Origin of the sequence: Halosubterraneus shenae, from assembly GCF_050510935.1 — an archaeon.
GTDB lineage: Archaea > Halobacteriota > Halobacteria > Halobacteriales > Haloferacaceae > JBDGPU01.
Genome location: NZ_JBNLVO010000002.1, coordinates 645,838 through 662,791, shown reverse-complemented (window position 1 = coordinate 662,791; position 16,954 = coordinate 645,838). Strand labels below are relative to the sequence as shown.

Sequence of the window (16,954 nt, the reverse complement as noted above, 5' to 3'; positions counted from 1 at the left end):
GCTCCCTCGGGGCCTGCTACGCGTCCGCCGACTCGTCGTCGAGTTTGCCGTCGCGACGGTCGGCCTCGCGGGCCTCCTCGTCGCGCTCGGCGGGGTCGCCGTGCCCGCCGCCGCCCGGCGTCCGGACGGTGACGGTCGAACCGGCTTCGACGTCCTGGGTCGTCTTCGCCGGAACCGGCTCGCCGTCGACGAGGTTCTCGCCCGTCGCGCCGTCCTCGCCGCCGGCGACACCCCGGGGACGGGTGCGGCGTCGCTCCGTCAGCAGGGAGACGGTGGCGTCGCGCTCGACGGTCAGCGCCCGTTCGAGCCCGAGCCCGCCGCGGTGCTCGCCGTCGCCGCCGGTACCGGACCGGAGCGCGTACCGCTCGACGCGGAGCGGGTACTCGGCCTCCAGCACCTCGACGGGCGTGTTCAACGTGTTGGTCATCCCGACCTGCACGCCGTCCATGCCGTCGGCGTCGCTAGTCGCCCCGGCGCCGCCGCCGATGGTCTCGTAGTAGGCGAAGTCGCCCTCGCGCGAGCCGACGATGAGGTTGTTCATCGTCCCCTGGCCCTGCGCCGGGGCGCGCTCCGGGACGGCGCCCGCCAGCGCCGCGAAGACGACGTCGGTGACGCGCTGGCTCGTCTCCACGTTGCCGCCGACGACGGCCGCCGGCGAGGTCGGGTTGAGCAGCGATCCCTCGGGCGCCGAAACGGAGACGGGGTCGTAACAGCCCTGATTCGGCGGAATTTCGGGGTCGGTCAGACAGCGCACGACGAAGTAGACCGCGCTCTTCGCCACGGCCAGCGGCGCGTTGAGGTTGCCGGCGACCTGGTCGGCGGTGCCGGCGAAGTCGACGTCGAGCGTCGAGCCGTCGACCGTCACGGTCACCTCGATGGGGACGTCCTCGTCGGTCACGCCGTCGCCCTCGAGCACGTCGCTTGCGGCATAGGTCCCGTCGGGCAGCTCCGCGAGCTCGGCCGCGACGCGGTCGCGCGAGTAGTCGATGACCGCGTCGAAGGCGTCGAGGACCGTTTCCCCGTGTTCGGCCAGCAGGTCGCCCAGGCGCTCCTCGGCCCGATCGTGGGCGGCGAGCTGGGCGCGGATGTCGGCTCGGCGCTCGTCCGGGGTCCGAACGTTCGCGAGGAACAGCGACATGACGTCGTCGACGATCTCGCCGTCGCGAGCGAGGCGGACGCCCGGCAGGCGGATGCCCTCCTCGTAGATCTCGCGGGCGCCGGCCGGCATGCTGCCCGGCGTCGACCCGCCGACGTCGGCGTGGTGTGCGCGGGAGACGGCGTAGCCGACGACATCCGGATCCTCCGCGTTTTCGGCGCCCTCGGGCGAGAGCGGCGAGACGAGTGTCACGTCCGGCAGGTGCGTCCCGCCCTCGAAGGGGTCGTTGAGGATCCAGACGTCGCCAGGCTCGGGATCCTGCTCGCGGACGGCCGCGACGGCCTCCGGCATCGCACCGAGGTGGACCGGGATGTGCTCCGCCTGCGCGACCATGCGACCCTCGGCGTCGAACAGGGCGGTCGAGCAGTCCTGCCGCTCCTTGATGTTCGGCGAGTAGGCGCCGCGGATGAGCACCTGACCCATCTCCTCGGCGACGCCCTCGAGCTGGTTGCGCAGGATCTCGAGGGTCACTGGGTCGACGTCGCTGTCCGTCTCTCCGCTGGTGGTATCGGTCATTGGTCTTCCTCCGTAAGCACGAGCGTCGCGTCCGGTCTGACCTCGGCGTCCCACGCCGGCGGGACGACGACGGTGCTCTGTCCGCCCTCGACGACGGCCGGCCCGCCGATGGTGTGACCGACCGGCAGGGCCGATCGCTGGTAGATCGCCGTCTCGTAGACGTCGCCGTCGGCGCCGAATCGGGCCTCCCGGACGTCGGGCTCAGCCCCCTGCCCGGCCGTGTGTGCGGTCGCGGGCTCCGCCCGTTCGGTCGTCGCCGTCACGCGCAGGTTGACGAGGTCGACCTGGTCGTCCATCCGGTAGCCGTACGTCGCCTCGTGCGCGTCGTGGAAGCGCTCGGCGACGGCCTCGGGGTCGAATACGTCGTCGACCGCGACGGTCAGCTCGAAGCTCTGGCCGCCGTAACGGAGGTCCGCCTGGCGCTCGACCACGGCCGCGTCGGGGTCGCGGGCCTCGGCGAGCGCCTCGCGCTCGAGCTCGTCGTAGCGCTCGTCGACTGCCTCGGGGTCGGCCTCGGCGAGGGGCGTGCGGTAGGTCCGGACGGCGTCGTGCTTCTCGTCGGCCGCGAGCAGCCCGTACGCGGAGAGGACGCCGCAGGCCGGCGGGACGACGACCGTGCCGACGTCGAGGTCGCTCGCGAGCGCGGCGGCGTGCATCGGGCCGGCGCCGCCGAACGCGACGAGGCCGAACTGGCGCGGGTCGTGGCCACGCTCGACCGTTGCCAGCCGGATGGCGCGGGCCATGTTCGCGTTGGCGACGCGGTAGACGCCCCGCGCGGCCTCGACCGGCCCGGCCATCCCCGCCTCGTCGGCGAGGTCGGCGAGCGCGTCGTAGGCGGCGTCCGCGTCGAGGGAAAGCTCGCCGCCGAGGTCGGCGTCCTCGCCGACGTAGCCGAGCACGAGGTTCGCGTCGGTGACGGTCGGCTCGGTGCCGCCCTTACCGTAGCAGGCCGGGCCGGGCTCCGCGCCGGCCGAGCGCGGCCCGACGCGCAGCGCGCCGCCCTCGTCGACCCACGCGATGGAGCCGCCGCCGGCGCCGACGGTCGTCACGTCGACCATCGGCGTCCGGACGGGCCGGCCGTTGATCTCGGCGTCCGTGGTGCGCTCGGCTTCGCCGTCGCGCACGAGGCTCACGTCGCTCGAGGTGCCGCCCATGTCGAAGGTGACGAGCCCGCGGAGGTCGCGCTCGTCGGCGACGGCGCCGGCCGCGGCGTTCGCGCCGACGACGCCCGCGGCGGGGCCGGACATCGACGTCGTCACGGCGTGCTCGCGGACCGTGTCGGCGTCCGCAATGCCGCCGTTGGCCTGCATGACGAGCGGTTCGGGGAGGCCAAGGTCGACCGCCTCGGTCGTGAGCCGACCGAGGTAGCTGTCGATCTTCGGCGTCACGTACGCGTCGACGACGGTCGTGGAGGTGCGCTCGTACTCGCGGAACTCGGCGAGCACCTCGTGGGACGTCGAGACCGGAACGTCCAGCTCCTCTTCAAGGATGTCGGCGACGCGCTGCTCGTTCGTCGGGTCGGCGTAGGCGTGGAGCAGCGAGACGGCGACGCTCTCGGCGTCGCAGTCGCGGACGTCGGCCGCGACCTCGCGGACGGCGGCCTCGTCGACGGGGGAGCCACCAGCGGCGTCCGCAGTGCCGTCGTCGCTCTCGACGCCCTCCGGCGTCGTTCGCTCGGGGACCTCGAACCGTCGCCGGCGCGGGACCAGCGGGTCGGGCCGCTGGGCGGAGAGGTCGTACAGGTCGGGGCGGTCCTGCCGCCCGATCTCGAGCACGTCGCGGAAGCCCTCGGTCGTGACGAGCGCCGTCTTTGCGCCCGTCTCCTCGAGGAGCGCGTTGACGGAGACAGTCATCGCGTGCGTGAACTCGTCGACGTCGCCGGGGTCGATACCGGCTTCGGCGCAGGCCTTGCGGACGCCGTCGACCACGCCGACGCTCTGGTCGGCCGTCGTCGGGACTTTCGTCGTGACGAGGTCGTCGTCGGTAGCGAGCACGACGTCGGTGAAGGTGCCGCCGACGTCGGCGCCGAGCCGGATTCGATCGTCCTGACTCATTTATACCACTCCGGCGATAGAGAGGAGCGTTCGGATGCCGAGCCAGACGACGATGAGCGTGACGAGCGCCCCGAGGACGTTCGACCAGGTCCCGTTCGTGTACTCGCCGAGCGTCTCGTCGTCGTTCATCACGTAGATGAGGAAGATGGCGACGATGGGCAAGAGGATACCGTTGGCCACCTGCGCGAAGACGATGACCTGAACGGGGCTGTAGCCGAGTCCGGAGGAGACGATACCGACGCCGAGGATCGTTCCCCACACTGCGCGGAAGCGCGTCGACGAGAGGTCGTACTCCCAGCCGAGTGCGCCGGCAGTCGCATAGGCTCCGGCCAACGGCGCGGTCGTCGCGGAGGTGAAGCCGGCGGCGAAGATACCGATGCTGAACAGCCACTTCGCGTGTGCGCCGGCGAGGGGCTCGAGCTGCTCCGCCATCTGGCCGACGTTCTGGATCTCGGTGCCGCGCGGGAAGGCTGCAGCCGCGGTCACGAGAACGGCGATGGTGATGAGGCCACCGAGCGCGATGGAGAGGACGGTGTCAGTCCGGGACTCCTGGATGTCCTCGGGTCCGCTCCACCGGTCCGTGACGCTCGAGGCGTGCAGGAAGAGGTTGTATCCGACGACCGTCGTCCCGATGAGCCCCGTGACGAGGTACAGCGATCCGTCCGGGATTCCGGGCACGAAGCCCGCCGCAAGCGCGCCCCAGTTCGGCCCGACGATGATGGCGTCGAGGACGAACGCGACGACCATCACCCCGACGAGGCCGACGAGCGACTTCTCGATGAGTTCGTACTTCCCGCTCCAGAGAAGGACACCGGCGAACAGCCCCATTATCGGCCCCCAGACGTTGGCGCTGATGCCAGTTATCACCTCGAGTCCGGCGGCACCACCGAGGATGTTCCCGGCTTCGTAGGCCGCGGTCCCGACGCCGATCGCCGAGACGACGAGCGCGATACTGACCCACTGTGCGACGCTACTGTCGAACTGGTCGCGCAGCCCTTCCCCGAGCCCCTTTCCGGTGACGAGTCCGAGGCGGGCACTCATTTCCTGCAACACGATCGTCGCGCCGATGGAGAAGGCGATCGTCCAGATCAGCGAGTATCCGAACGCCGCACCGGTGACGCTCGCGGTCGTCACAGTCCCTGGACCGATGAACGCCGCGGCGACCATCGCGCCCGGACCGATCGACTTCAGCCGCTCGATGATAGCGTTTGGCATGGTTCCATCTATTGGAGTCCGCTTACGGTGGAAAAGGGTTCTTAAGAACCGTGTAGATTAGATCATACTCCTTCACACGTCGTATGAATGCGGCGTCGGTCCACTGAACGCAGCCTCAGTCCTGCTGAATGACGAGGGCTTTCGAGACGCTCTCCTCGATCCGCACCTCGAAGTCGACTTCCGTCGTACTCTTCCGGATGAACCGGGTCATGAACCAGCGGGCCGGCTCGGAGGGGAAGACGACGTGGTAGGTGTCCCCCTCCGCGTCGCGAACAGTGAGGAACCCGCAGAGAGCGAGCCAGTCGAGCAGCTCGCCAACGTCGTCGAAGCGTTCGGCGTACTCGTAGGCGTGGTACTGCGAGACGCGGTCGATCGCCTCGATGAACGCCTCGTCGGGGTCCTCGCGGTCGACGTTGTCGAGGAAGGCGTGCATGAAGTCCACGTCCATCAGGACGTGTTCGCCGCCCGACAGCATCCGGTGGTAGTCAGCGAGGTTCTCGTCGCTTCCACTCGGCGTCTCCGCCTCGAAGTTGGCCGCGTAGAAGGTCAAGGCTCGCCTGACGACCTCGCTCTGGGCCGCCCCCGTCCGATCGACGACGTCGTCGAGGGCCACCTTCGCATCGGCGTCGAGCGAGACGGTGACGCGCTCTTGTGGCATGTCCTTTCGAATGAGGTCCGTCTGCGTATATCTCACGGTTCTGAACGCCGATACCCGCGCATCTCGTGAGAACTGCTGTCGCTGAGAAGACACCTCCGGGGGTTCGGTATCTCCCTACGCTGACGGATGTGGCTGCTCGAAGAGCCGACCGAGGTCCCGCGTCGGTTCGTCGACGTCGCGCTCGCTCCCGCTGGCTGTTCGCCCGTCCCCGTCGAGTCGGTGCAGCGCGTCCCAGAGCGTCGCCTGGTTGCTCGTCACGACGGGCTTGTCGAGTTCCGCCTCGAGCTCGGGGATCGCCTCGAAGGTCCGGTAGTTCGTGCAGGAGATGAACACGGCGTCCGCGGCGGGGGCGTCCGCCTCCCGGGCCGCCTCGGCCGCCGTTTCGGGGAACTGCTCGCCGATCTCGACGTTCGAGTCCAGGCCGAGCCCCGTCATTGCGACCACGTCGTAACCGGCGTCGTCCAGGAACGTTTCCTCGCGGTCGTTCAGATCGTCGGTATACGGCGTCGTGACCGCGACGGACTCCACGCCGAGCGCCTCGAAGGCCCGCTTGACCGAGGCAGCGGTCGCGACCGCCGGGACGTCGACGCGGTCTGCGATGCGCTGCTCGATCTCCCGATCGTACCCCGGGCCGTGGACGAGACTCCCGGTCGTACAGCCGTAGGCGACGACGTCGACGTCGGCGGTCGCCAGGAGGTCCGCACACCGCTCCGTGTCGTCGGCCATCGCCGAGAGGTCGTCGGCAGCGACGTCGACGAGGCGCATTCTGGCGGTATGAAGCGACACGTCCGCGGGGAGTGCAGCCGCGAACTCCGGTTCGTTCGTCGTATTCGAGGAGGGAACGATGAGGCCGAGCCGTCCCCGTTTACCGTGCATGTCTCGTCATACCCTCGTCCACTGGGTTAATGCTTTTCCGCCACCGGTCTGTGAACCCGTTTCGTGCAAACCCTCGGGTGACCAAGGCGGTGATCACAACATTCACAGGGGGATCCACCCTAACCGGGCGTAACGAATTTCGATCCGAGCGCGGCCGGGGTCCGGCGTGCTACCCGGACGAAACGCCAACACCATCCATGTCTGACACCTCTCCGTCCAACGTTCTCCTCGTGACCGTTGATTCGCTCCGTGCGGACGCGATCGAGCCGTACGACAGCAGCCGGGTCACGCCGACGCTGTCGTCGCTCGCGGACGACGGCACCGTCTTCGAGAACGCGTTCGCGCACGGGAACTGGACGCCGATGTCGTTCCCGTCGATCCTCGCCTCGCGGCCGGTGTTCACCGATTCCGGGCGGATCGGCGTCACGGAGTCGACGACGGTTGCCGAACAGCTGTCCGCGGCCAGCGTCGCGACCGGCGGCTTCAACGCTGCAAACGGCTTCCTCACGGATATCTGGGGCTACGACGACGGCTTCGACGACTTCGAGGCGTTCGTCGGCAACACCGACGGCAGCCGGACCGGGGAGTTCGTCGCCGCGCACCCGACGTTCGGCGCGTGGATGCAGCTGGTCAGCTCGCCGTTCCGCCGCGCCGGGTCGTACCTCCGTGGCGGCTCCGACGACCGCCCGTTCACGGACGCCTCGCGCATGCTCGACGTCGAAGCGAAGGCGACGGAGTTCATCGAGAACGCCGAGGAGCCGTTCTTCCTGTGGGTCCACTACATGGACGCCCACACGCCGTACGTCCCGGCGCCGCGGTATCTCCGGGAGGTCTCCGACGACCGGATGGGGAAGCTCCGGATGCTGTCCGCGCACGTCCGGACGGGGCTCGGCTGGAAGGTCGGCGACAAGACGCTCGCGGACCTCCGGACGCTCTACCAGGGCGGCGTGCGACAGGTGGACGCGAGCGTCGACCGCCTTCTCGACACGCTGTCGGCGGAGGGCGTCGACGACGAGACGGCGGTGGTCGTCGCCGGCGACCACGGCGAGGAGTTCATGGAGCACGGCCACCTGGCCCACTACCCGAAGCTGTACGACGAACTCATTCACGTCCCACTGATCGTGAACGTGCCGGGCACCGAGGGGCGCCGCGTCACCGACCCGGTCGGGCTCGACGCGATCCCGCCGACGGTAACCGACCTGCTCGACGTCGACCCCGCAACAGACTGGGCCGGCGAGAGTCTCCTCGGAACGGTCGAACACGGCGACCGGCCCGAGGCGGACCCCGTCGTCTCGGTAACCGTCCGCGGCGACGACGTAACGGACCAGCCCATTCCCCGGTCCCTCGAGGACGGCGACCTCTGGGTGAGCGCGCGCGACGGCCGGTGGGTGTACATCGAGAACACGGACGGCGACGAGCGGGAGCTGTACGACCGGGCGGCGGACCCGACCCAGCAGCTGAACCTGCTACCGGACCCGGATACGGAGGCCGCGTCAGCCCGGGACCGCCTCGAACCGGCCGTCCGCGAGTACGAGCGCCAGCTGGCCGAGGCCGACGAGGCGGCGGAACCGGACGTCGAGGGGGACGTCGAGACACGGCTCGAGGCACTCGGTTATCGGTAGATGGTCCGACGCTATCTCCGCGCGCTCCTGTACGGGCCCGAGGCCGAACGGCTCCGTCGGTTCGCCCTCGTGGGTGCCGCCGCCGCCGGGATCCAGATGGTCCTCCTGGCCGCGTTCGTCGAGGTCGCCGGGTTGCAGTACCTGATCGCCGCGGCGGTCGCGATCGAGATCACGATCCTGTTGCAGTTCGTCGCGAACAACGCCTGGACGTTCAGCGAGAGCGGCCACGTCACGGTCCGCACGTACCTGACCGGCCTCGCAAAGACGAACCTGGTCCGCGGGACGGCGATCCCCATTCAGCTGGGCGTCCTCTACGGCCTCGTCAGCCAGACCGCCATCCCGTACCTGATCGCGAACGGCGTCGGGATCGTGATCAGCGGCTTCTACCGCTACTGGTTCGACTCGCGCTGGACCTGGGGCTAAGTGGGCGGGTTTTCTCCTGGACTTCTTCGAACATCGACGTCCGCGACGCCGTTTATAAATGCGTGCTATTCGGTGGAGTGTGTGGACGTCGCTGGCGAGATGTCTCAGTATGTCTTGAAAGCGGTTGTTGCTGAGTGCTCACACTTATAAATGAATTCGGCTGTCGATGCTTGCGACACCACTCAGCATGCCCAGAAAGCCCCAGCCGCTGGGCGGTCGCGCTGCTTGCTGCGCGCCTCGCCAGTTCACTCGCTCCCTTCGGTCTCTCGTTCGCTGGCTTAGTGCTAGCTTCGCAGGGCGTCCCGCGCAGCGGCTGCCCCTTTCAGTCCCGCCCACCGAGTGGTGGCCGGGCGTCGCGAGCGGCGGCTGGTTGGCGGTCGTCGCTCGCCGGCTGACCGGCGTGCGGTGCGGGTGCGGTGGCGCGCGCGAGCAACGCGTGCGAGGGAGGGCGGGGCGCGCCGAGCGGTGCCGTGCCGGCGCGCCCCGGCCGAGGCTGGGGAGGACTGAGGCTTGCGGTCGCTGTCCGGTGCTGTCGCTGTCGCGGTCGCGGTTGCTGTCGCTGTTGCGGTCCTGGCGGACTGAAAGGGCGACGGCCGGTCGCGCCGCAGGGGAGTCGCTCCGTCAGCCCCTATCCGCGGCGGGCGGTGCGGAGAGCCGCGGATATGTCGCGGAGCGACCGCGAGCGGCCGAGGGCTTTCTGGGTGTTTGCGGTGCTGTCGAGAGCAAGTCCGTATAACCTGTTTAGACCAACACATACGACCGGCCGAGGGCTTTCGAGGTGTCTGCGGGGCCGTAGAGCACAGCAGCATCTACGTTTTTAAGTATGCCTTATCAGCAAGACCGACTTGGGGCTTTCTGAGAGTTTGCGTTGCCGTAAAGAGCAAGCCCGTGTCATCTGTCCAAACCGACGCAGTGAGAGAGGCCAAGGCCATACTACACGCTTAGGTCCCTATCGAATGCCCCATCTCAAACACATCGTCGATTCAAAAAGATCAATCCCGTTCTCTCGTAGACCCCAGAAAGCCTATCCGTGGAGGCCGACTGCAACGTCCATGAGCAGTAGTCGCGACACGAGCCGGGCACGGTGGCGGCTCACGAGCCACGCCAGCCGTCTCGGAGGAGCGCTGTAGACGATGCCGTCGGAAGAGCGAGGTCTAAGCAGGCGTGCGGTTCTCGGCGCGATGGCGGGGACCGGCGCCGCGGGGCTCGCTGGCTGTTCCGCCCTCGAATCGGAGCCTGATAACTCGGCGACGACGCTGAGCGACGAGCGCGCGCGGGAGCTGGCGACCCGCTTCGCACCGACGCTGTACTTCGACGAAGCCGAGCAGTGGTTCCCGACCGACCCCCGGCCCTACGAGTCGGAGCAGGACGGGAGCACGGTCGTCGACGGCTTCGACGCGTTCGACGGGTACACGAAGCGGTACGAGGAATCGGAGTCGCCGCCGGACCCGACGGTGTTCTTCCAGGCGGTCGAGTACGAGGAGTCGCCGCTGGCCGTCGTCCAGTTCTGGCTGTACTCCGCGTTCGACCAGTTCACGACGAACTTCCACTGGCACGACTGGGAGGTGCTCCACGTCTTCGTCGACACCGACACGGGCGACCCGAAGCTGTACGTCGCCAGCTCGCACTCCCGAAAGATCCCGAACAACGAGTTCCTCGACCCGGACCCCGAGATGGTCCCGCGCATCCTCACGGAGCTGGGCTCGCACTCGAGCGCGCTCTCCGTCAACGACGAGGAAGACGCCTTCCAGCGCCTCCCGACCGGCGGGACGTTCGCGGACATCACGAACGACGCCATCGAGGGGATCGAGGACCTGGCGTCCATTCCGGCCGCGTACGGCCTCCCGCGCGACGAGGGGTCCCGGCTCCCGTACGTCGTCCCGGAGCTCGACGGCGGGCCGCTCGTCGACCACGAACGACTCCCGAACGTCGACCCGGAGAACCTGATCCCGAGCGAGCTGACGGTCCGCTCGTTCGACGCGCTCACCTCGCCGCCGGCGGACCTCCCGGAGCGGGCGACGGGGCTCGTCTTCGATCACGGCGAGCGCGAGGCCGAGCGGACGGACGTCGAGTACGAGCTCGTCCCGACGACCGAAATCGAGCACATCGACGACTTCGTCGGCCCGCAGCTGAGCTTCGAGTTCGAGGTCCCGCAGTTCGCGGAGGACGCCATCGCGGGTCACATCACCACGACGGGGACGCCCTGGAGCCAGCCGCGCTACGAGAACCCCGCGGCCGACATCTCCGACGGCACCCACCGGAGCGCGCTGGCGGAGCAGTACGCGGCCATCGGCGCGGCCGGCTCGGTCGAGAACGTCGTCGCCAGCGTGACGGAGGCGGTTACGACCGCGGACGCGCCGACGGACGAGGGCCTGAAGACCGTCGCATCCACGGTCGAGTCCGTGGCGCTCCTCGAAAGCGAGCCGACCGCGGCGCCGACGTTCCGGGGCGTCGTCATGCTGCAGGACGTCGCCGAGGGCGACCATCGGCTCACGGTCAACGGCGCGGGCGTGGCCCCGCACAGCGAGCCGATCACGGTCGATTCGGCCGCCGAGGGGCCGACCGTCGCCGGCGCGGACGGGGAGATCCCGACCGTTGCGCGCGAGCGGGCGACGAAGCTCGAGGTCGACGCCGCCGCCAGCGACCGGGAGCTCTCCGGCCTCGCGGTCGAGGACGACTTCGCCGGGCGGCTGTACGACGCGCCGCTCTCGGGCCCGGATGCGGTCTACGTCCACGACGGCGGCGCGTACACGAGCGAGGTCCGCGACGTCGACGACGAGGTCGGTGCCTACCGGGTTAACCCGTCCGACGAGGACGCGGTTCGCATCGAGAAGCCCTCGACGGGAAAGGCCCCGCTCGCGGGCTACCTCGCCGACGTCGCCGAGGAGACGCGGGCCGAGGTCGCTGCGGTCGCCGACAGCGATGACGACGGCGACGATGACGACGACACCTCAGGGAACGGCTCGGGGGGCGGCGGGACCGACTCCGGTGGATCGAGTAACGCAATCAAGGGACTTGCAACGGCGCTCGCAGCCGTCGCCGACGCCGCCGAACGCGCCCGGGAGGCGGCCGAGGCCGGCAACGCGAACAGCGCGGACAAGCGCCTCGAGGCCGTCGCGACCCGACTCGAGACCGTGAGCGACCGGCTGCAGGCGGCCACCGACGACCTCCCGGAGGGGCTGGCGAACGCCGCGGAGAAACGCCTGGGCCAGTCCCGCAAGCGGACCGAACAGGCGAAAGCGGCCGAGAAGCTGTAGCGACCGGGCTCCGAAACCGGTCCCCCTACCTGGTACCCCACCCGCGAGTTGCTGCCGTGTAACCACCCGCGAGTTGCTGCGATTTAAAAGTGAGAGCGTCCAAGTTCCGGTAATGGCGACACGCGAAGGCACCTGGCGGTACCGCGACCGCTTCGGCGACCGCTACGGGCGCACCTACTTCCGCCGGTTCGGGCCGGGCGTCGTCTCCAGCATCGGGCTGGGGACGTACCTCGGCGAGCCGACCGACGCCGTCGACGCCGACTACCGGGAGGCGATCGAGGTCGGCCTCGAGTCCGGCATCAACGTCGTCGACACCGCGGTCAACTACCGCTGCGGGCGGTCCGAGCGCGTCGTCGGCGACGCGCTCCGCGCGGCCGACGTCGACCGCGAGGAGGTCGTGGTCGCGACCAAGGGCGGCTTCGTCCCCTTCGACGGCGAGCGCCCCGACGACCCCGGCCGGTACGTCCGCGAGGAGTTCCTCGAGACCGGGCTCGTCGACCCCGACGACCTCGCCCACGGGAGCCACGCGATCGCGCCCGGCTTCCTCGACGCGATGCTCGACCGCTCGCTGAACCGCCTGCGGCTGGACGCGATCGACTGCTACTACGTACACAACCCGGAGACGCAGCTGGCGGTTCGGTCCGAGGAGGCGGTGTACGACGCGCTGGAGGACGCCTTCGAGCTCCTCGAGCGGCGACGGCTCGGCGGGGATATCGGGCGCTACGGCGTCGCGACCTGGGACGCGTTCCGGGTACCGGCCGACGACGAGGCGGCGCTCTCGCTGCCCGAGATCCTCTCGCGGGCGGCGGCCGCGGCCGAGACCGTCGGCGCCGACGACCACGGGCTGGAGGCGATCCAGCTCCCGTTCAACGTGACGATGGCGGACGCGTTCACGCGGGCGACGCAGCCGGCCGGCGACGCTGGCGATGGCGGCGACGGCGGCGACGCGGACGGAGCGGGGGAAGAGGAACGGCGCTCGGTCCTCGAAGTCGCCCACGACGAGGGACTCAGCGTGTTCACGGGCGCGAGCATCGGGCAGGGGGAGCTCGCGGCGGGCCTGCCGGAGCACGTCGCGCCGGAGCTCGCCGGCGACACCGCTGCGCAGCGAGCGATCAACTTCGCACGGAGCGCGCCCGGGGTCACGAGCGCGCTCGTCGGCGCGAGCGACGTGGACCACGTGCGCGAAAACGCGGCGGCGGGGACCTTCGATCCGCTCGGTGCGGGCGCCTTCGACGCCGTATTCGAGTAGGCGGATCAGGTTGTCGGCGTTCGGGCGGTCGAGGTTCGAGCGGTCGGCGTTCTGGCAGTCAGCGACCTAGCGAAGCTCCTTGTACTCGGCGCCGCAGTCCGGACACTTCCGTACCGAGAACACTTCGTCCGGATCGTTCTCCTTGTCCAACACCTGTTCGCATTCCGAACAGTTGAGCCGCTCGTAGGTGTCTTTAAACAGGTCCCCGTCGCGGAGTCCCTTTCGGGTCGACTTCATACCCCGACCTACAGCGCGGGCGTTGTTAAATACCCCGCCGTCCGGTCGGTCGAGCGACCCGACCTGGAATGGGCAAGCGGATTTCGAGTCGATCGCCGACGCCGCGGGGCAGCGACGCGCTCGGTGTGGCGCGTTCGGTGTGGCGCGTTCGGTGTGGACGTCCCCGCCGGCGTATCCCGAATGTGTTCGTCGCCCACGGCAGTCGGAGCCACACGCGTTCGCTTCCGGAATCTTTGAAGCGGCGCCGCTGCAACAGCCGATGTGTCACGCGAAAAGCTGTTCGGGTCGCTGTGCGGGCTCGTCTTCCTCGTCAACTTCGCGCGAGTGGTGTTCGCGCCGCTCGTCAGCGAGTTCATCGCGGAGTTCGCGATCCAGGAGGGGACGGCCGGGCTCATCGTCACGCTCGTCTGGATCGGGTCGGCCTCGCCGCGACTCCCGACGGGCTGGCTGCTGACGAAGGCGCCGCGCCACCACGTCGTCTTCGGCTCGGGCGCCATCCTGACGCTCGCGTCCGCCTCGATCGCGCTCGCGAACAGCGTCCCGACCGTGATGATCGGAGCGTTCAGCATGGGGCTCGCCTCCGGCATCTACTTCGTCGCCGCCAACCCCTTCATCTCCGAGCTCTTCCCCGACCGCGTCGGCCGCGTGATGGGGATCCACGGGACAGCGAGCCAGCTCGCGGCCGTCGTCGCGGCGCCGGTCGTCACGCTCGCCGTCGTCTACGACTGGCGCGTCGTGTTCATCGGACTCGGCACGGCCGCGGCACTGACGACCGCCATCATCTTCCTGCTCGCGCTGCGGACCGACCTCCCCGAGGCCGGCCGCGAGGACACCGCCTTCATCGCCGGCGCGCGCCGCGAGTGGAAGATCATCCTCACCGGCGTCCTCATCCTCGGACTGACCGGCTTCGCCTGGCAGGGGCTGTTCAACTTCTACGAGCTGTACATGCGCTCGAAGGGGATCGCGCCGAGCACGGCCCGGAACCTGCTGACGGTCATCTTCGGCGCCGGCGTCCCCGCCTTCTGGGTCTCCGGCCAGCTCGCTGACCGGTTCCCGCACGTCCCGTACATCATCACGCTGATGGGGACGTTCGCCGCGCTCGTCTTAGTCCTGACCGTCACGAACGGGCTCGCCGCCGTGGTGCTCGTCTCGACGCTCATCGGGTTCGTCATCCACGCGATGTTCCCCGCGCTCGACACCTTCCTGCTCGACTCGATCCCGGACGAGAGCCGCGGGAGCGCGTACGCGGTCTACTCCGGGATCATGATGCTGACCCAGTCGAGCGGCTCGTTCGCGGTCGGGAAGTTCGTCGAGCTCGGCGTCGCCTACGACACCGTGTTCACGTCGTTCGCGATCGGCGTGGCTGTGCTCACGGTCGGGTTCGCGGTTCTGGAGCGAGCGAACCGATTACCGGCCTGATTGGGAGAATTACCTGCAAGCGTCGCGTGGTGATTTGGTGCTTAAGTCGTAATCGTTGGCATGGTCGTTACTCTGGGTGATTCGGTCGGCTGAGATGTTTCGGACTGCGCTTTCTTTTAAACGGGCTTGATCAGGTGATACGGACTTGCAGTCGACAGCACCGCAAACGTCCAGAAAGCCCTCGACCGCTCTTTATAAGCAGGTTTGGACAGGTGGCACGGTCTTGTGCTCGACAGCACCGCAAACACCCGGAAAGCCCTCGACCGCTCTTTATAAGCAGGTTTGGACAGGTGGCACGGTCTTGTGCTCGACAGCACCGCAAACACCCGGAAAGCCCTCGGCCGCTCGCGGTCGCTGAGCGACATATCCGCGCCTCTCAGCACCGCCCGGCGCGGATAGGGGTCGACTCAGCGACTCCGTTACACCGCGACCGGCCGTCGCCCTTTCAGTCCGCCAGGACCGCTACCGCAACCGCGACAGCGACCGCAACCGCGACCGCGACCGCGACAGCACCGCCCAGCTACCGCAAGCCTCGGCCCTCTCCAGCCTCGGCCGGGGCGTGACGGCACCGCAACGCACCGCGCGGCGCGCCCCGGCCTCCCTCGCACGCGTTGCTCGCGCGCGCCACCGCCGCCGCGCCGCGACCGTCCGCCAGCCGCCGCGCCGCGACGGCCCGTCAGCCGCCGCGAGCGACGCCCGGCCACCACTCTCGGGTGGGACTGAAAGGGGCAGCCGCTGAGCGGGATGCCCTGCGAAGTAAGCACCGCAATCAGCGAGCGACCGGAGGGAGCGAGCTGTGAGGAGCGCAGCGAGCAGCGCGAGCGCTCAGCGGCTGGGGCTTTCTGGGCATGCTGAGTGGTGTCGCCAGCACCGATAGCCGATCTCGTTTTTAAGTGCGACCGGTCAGCGGCTGGGGCTTTAGAGACACGTCGAGTGATGGTGCTCGCGACGATAACTGAACAAACTACGCAGAGATCAACCACGCCCACGGCTCCGACTCATAAAACGCATCCAGCGAAGCCACCTGTGACGGCAACCGATCGAACGAACTGGAATCGCAAACTCCCCGATCGTGAAAACGAAGCTGTTCAGTCCAGACAGGCCGCCACGACGCGCAGCGCGGCGTCGCCGCGGACTTCGTCCGCCAGCAGCGGCACGCGCTTCACGTCGCGCTGCATGAACAGGTCCGTCGCCTTCGAGAGCGCGTTCTGCTGGACGTTCCAGCGGCGCTGGCAGAACTCGCAGTCCTCGAGGTTCGGCTCGACGACCCAGTCCGGGTCGACGTCGGCGACGTCCGCGAGGTTCTCCATCACGCGGTTGACCACGATGGTGTTCACCGGGATGTCGAACTCACCGAGACGGGTAACGAGTCGCTCCGACTCGACGACGCTCATCTCCTCCGGGATCATCACGACCCGGAAGTCCGTCTGGTTCGGGTCCTGGAGGACCGTTCGGAGGCGCTCGATGCGCTCTTGCAGCTCGTCGAGGTCCGCGCTCACGTCCGGCTCCTCCTCGCCGCCGCCGAACATGCCCTTGATGCCGTCCATCATGCCGGAGAACTGCTGGCGGAGCTTCATCACGCGCCCGACCATCGAGTCCATGATCTCGGGCAGCTCGAGGAGCCGGAGCGTGTGCCCGGTCGGCGCCGTGTCGACGATGACGCGGTCGAAGCGCGGGTCGTCGAGGTACTCGAGCAGCTGGCGCATCGCGGCCGCCTCGTCCGCGCCGGGCATGGTGCCGCCGAGGAGCCCGCCGGGCCCCTCGCCGTCCTCGCCGAACTCGTCGCCGGGGCCACCGTCCTCGCCTACGCCGCCCGCGCCGCCCATGCCACCCGCACCGCCCATCCCGCCGAGCATCTCACCCATGTCGCCGAGGCCGCCGAGGGGGTCGGCGTCCGCGCCGAACATCCCCTCCTCCATCGCGGCGTCGGGGTCGATCTCCGCGGCGAACAGCGGCACGTCCTCGCGGATGCGCGCGGGCTCCGCGGGGATGTCCGTCCCGTAGGTGTCCGACAGCGAGTGGGCCGGGTCGGTGGAGACGACGAGGGTCGCGACGCCGCCCGCGGCCGAGGAGAGCCCCGTCGCGGCCGCCATCGTCGTCTTGCCGACGCCGCCTTTCCCGCCGTACAGCACGTACTCCGGCGCGTCGACCCCTGCCGGGAGGTCGGCGTCGACATCGACCGCCATCTCCTCGTCGACCTCGTCGACCGGCTCGACGTCGATTTCGTCCATACCGGACGGACTCGCGGGCGACTTGTGAGGGCGTCGGTCTT

At 69.1% G+C, this 16,954-nt stretch carries 12 protein-coding genes; 5 read left to right on the top strand and 7 right to left on the bottom strand.

Going from position 1 to position 16,954, the window contains the following annotated elements; translation table 11 throughout:
* Positions 1 to 16: 16 nt before the first annotated feature.
* From ACQE3M_RS06405 to ACQE3M_RS06385, 5 genes are all read right to left on the bottom strand, one after another.
* Positions 17 to 1,672 carry a hydantoinase B/oxoprolinase family protein gene (locus ACQE3M_RS06405; RefSeq protein WP_430504655.1) on the bottom strand — a complete coding sequence of 552 codons (1,656 nt, stop codon included), beginning with the start codon at positions 1,670 to 1,672 and terminating at the stop codon, positions 17 to 19.
* Complete coding sequence (locus tag ACQE3M_RS06400; protein ID WP_430504653.1) at positions 1,669 to 3,726, bottom strand: hydantoinase/oxoprolinase family protein; 2,058 nt, start codon at positions 3,724 to 3,726, stop codon at positions 1,669 to 1,671. The genes ACQE3M_RS06405 and ACQE3M_RS06400 overlap by 4 nt, the downstream gene beginning before the upstream one ends.
* Positions 3,727 to 4,941, bottom strand: a complete 1,215-nt coding sequence (locus ACQE3M_RS06395) for an Nramp family divalent metal transporter (RefSeq protein ID WP_430504651.1) — start codon at positions 4,939 to 4,941, stop codon at positions 3,727 to 3,729.
* A 115-nt stretch (positions 4,942 to 5,056) separates the two neighbouring features.
* Positions 5,057 to 5,599, bottom strand: coding sequence for a ribbon-helix-helix protein, CopG family (locus tag ACQE3M_RS06390; protein ID WP_430504649.1), 543 nt, complete (start codon positions 5,597 to 5,599; stop codon positions 5,057 to 5,059).
* Positions 5,600 to 5,713: 114 nt separating this feature from the next.
* Positions 5,714 to 6,475 carry a maleate cis-trans isomerase family protein gene (locus tag ACQE3M_RS06385; protein WP_430504648.1) on the bottom strand — a complete coding sequence of 254 codons (762 nt, stop codon included), beginning with the start codon at positions 6,473 to 6,475 and terminating at the stop codon, positions 5,714 to 5,716.
* Positions 6,476 to 6,672: 197 nt separating this feature from the next.
* On the opposite strand from ACQE3M_RS06385, the gene ACQE3M_RS06380 reads away from it, so the two are divergent.
* The 4 genes from ACQE3M_RS06380 (at position 6,673) to ACQE3M_RS06365 (ending at position 13,026) form a co-directional block, all read left to right on the top strand.
* Positions 6,673 to 8,097: a sulfatase gene (locus ACQE3M_RS06380; protein WP_430504647.1), complete on the top strand. Its 1,425-nt coding sequence runs from the start codon at positions 6,673 to 6,675 to the stop codon at positions 8,095 to 8,097.
* Complete coding sequence (locus tag ACQE3M_RS06375; RefSeq protein WP_430504645.1) at positions 8,098 to 8,520, top strand: GtrA family protein; 423 nt, start codon at positions 8,098 to 8,100, stop codon at positions 8,518 to 8,520.
* Positions 8,521 to 9,653: 1,133 nt separating this feature from the next.
* Positions 9,654 to 11,777, top strand: coding sequence for a hypothetical protein (locus ACQE3M_RS06370; protein WP_430504644.1), 2,124 nt, complete (start codon positions 9,654 to 9,656; stop codon positions 11,775 to 11,777).
* A 112-nt stretch (positions 11,778 to 11,889) separates the two neighbouring features.
* Positions 11,890 to 13,026 carry an aldo/keto reductase gene (locus ACQE3M_RS06365; protein ID WP_430504643.1) on the top strand — a complete coding sequence of 379 codons (1,137 nt, stop codon included), beginning with the start codon at positions 11,890 to 11,892 and terminating at the stop codon, positions 13,024 to 13,026.
* 66 nt (positions 13,027 to 13,092) lie between these two features.
* Here the strand turns inward: ACQE3M_RS06365 and ACQE3M_RS06360 are convergent, their stop codons facing one another.
* Complete coding sequence (locus ACQE3M_RS06360; protein ID WP_430504642.1) at positions 13,093 to 13,263, bottom strand: HVO_0758 family zinc finger protein; 171 nt, start codon at positions 13,261 to 13,263, stop codon at positions 13,093 to 13,095.
* A gap of 261 nt (positions 13,264 to 13,524) precedes the next feature.
* Here ACQE3M_RS06360 and ACQE3M_RS06355 point away from each other — a divergent pair, with 261 nt between their 5' ends.
* Positions 13,525 to 14,682: an MFS transporter gene (locus ACQE3M_RS06355; protein ID WP_430504641.1), complete on the top strand. Its 1,158-nt coding sequence runs from the start codon at positions 13,525 to 13,527 to the stop codon at positions 14,680 to 14,682.
* 1,088 nt (positions 14,683 to 15,770) lie between these two features.
* Here ACQE3M_RS06355 and ACQE3M_RS06350 read toward each other — a convergent pair.
* The gene (locus ACQE3M_RS06350; protein ID WP_430504640.1) at positions 15,771 to 16,913 is read right to left on the bottom strand and encodes an ArsA family ATPase; all 1,143 of its coding nucleotides are present in this window, start codon (positions 16,911 to 16,913) and stop codon (positions 15,771 to 15,773) included.
* Between the last annotated feature and the right edge of the window lie 41 nt (positions 16,914 to 16,954).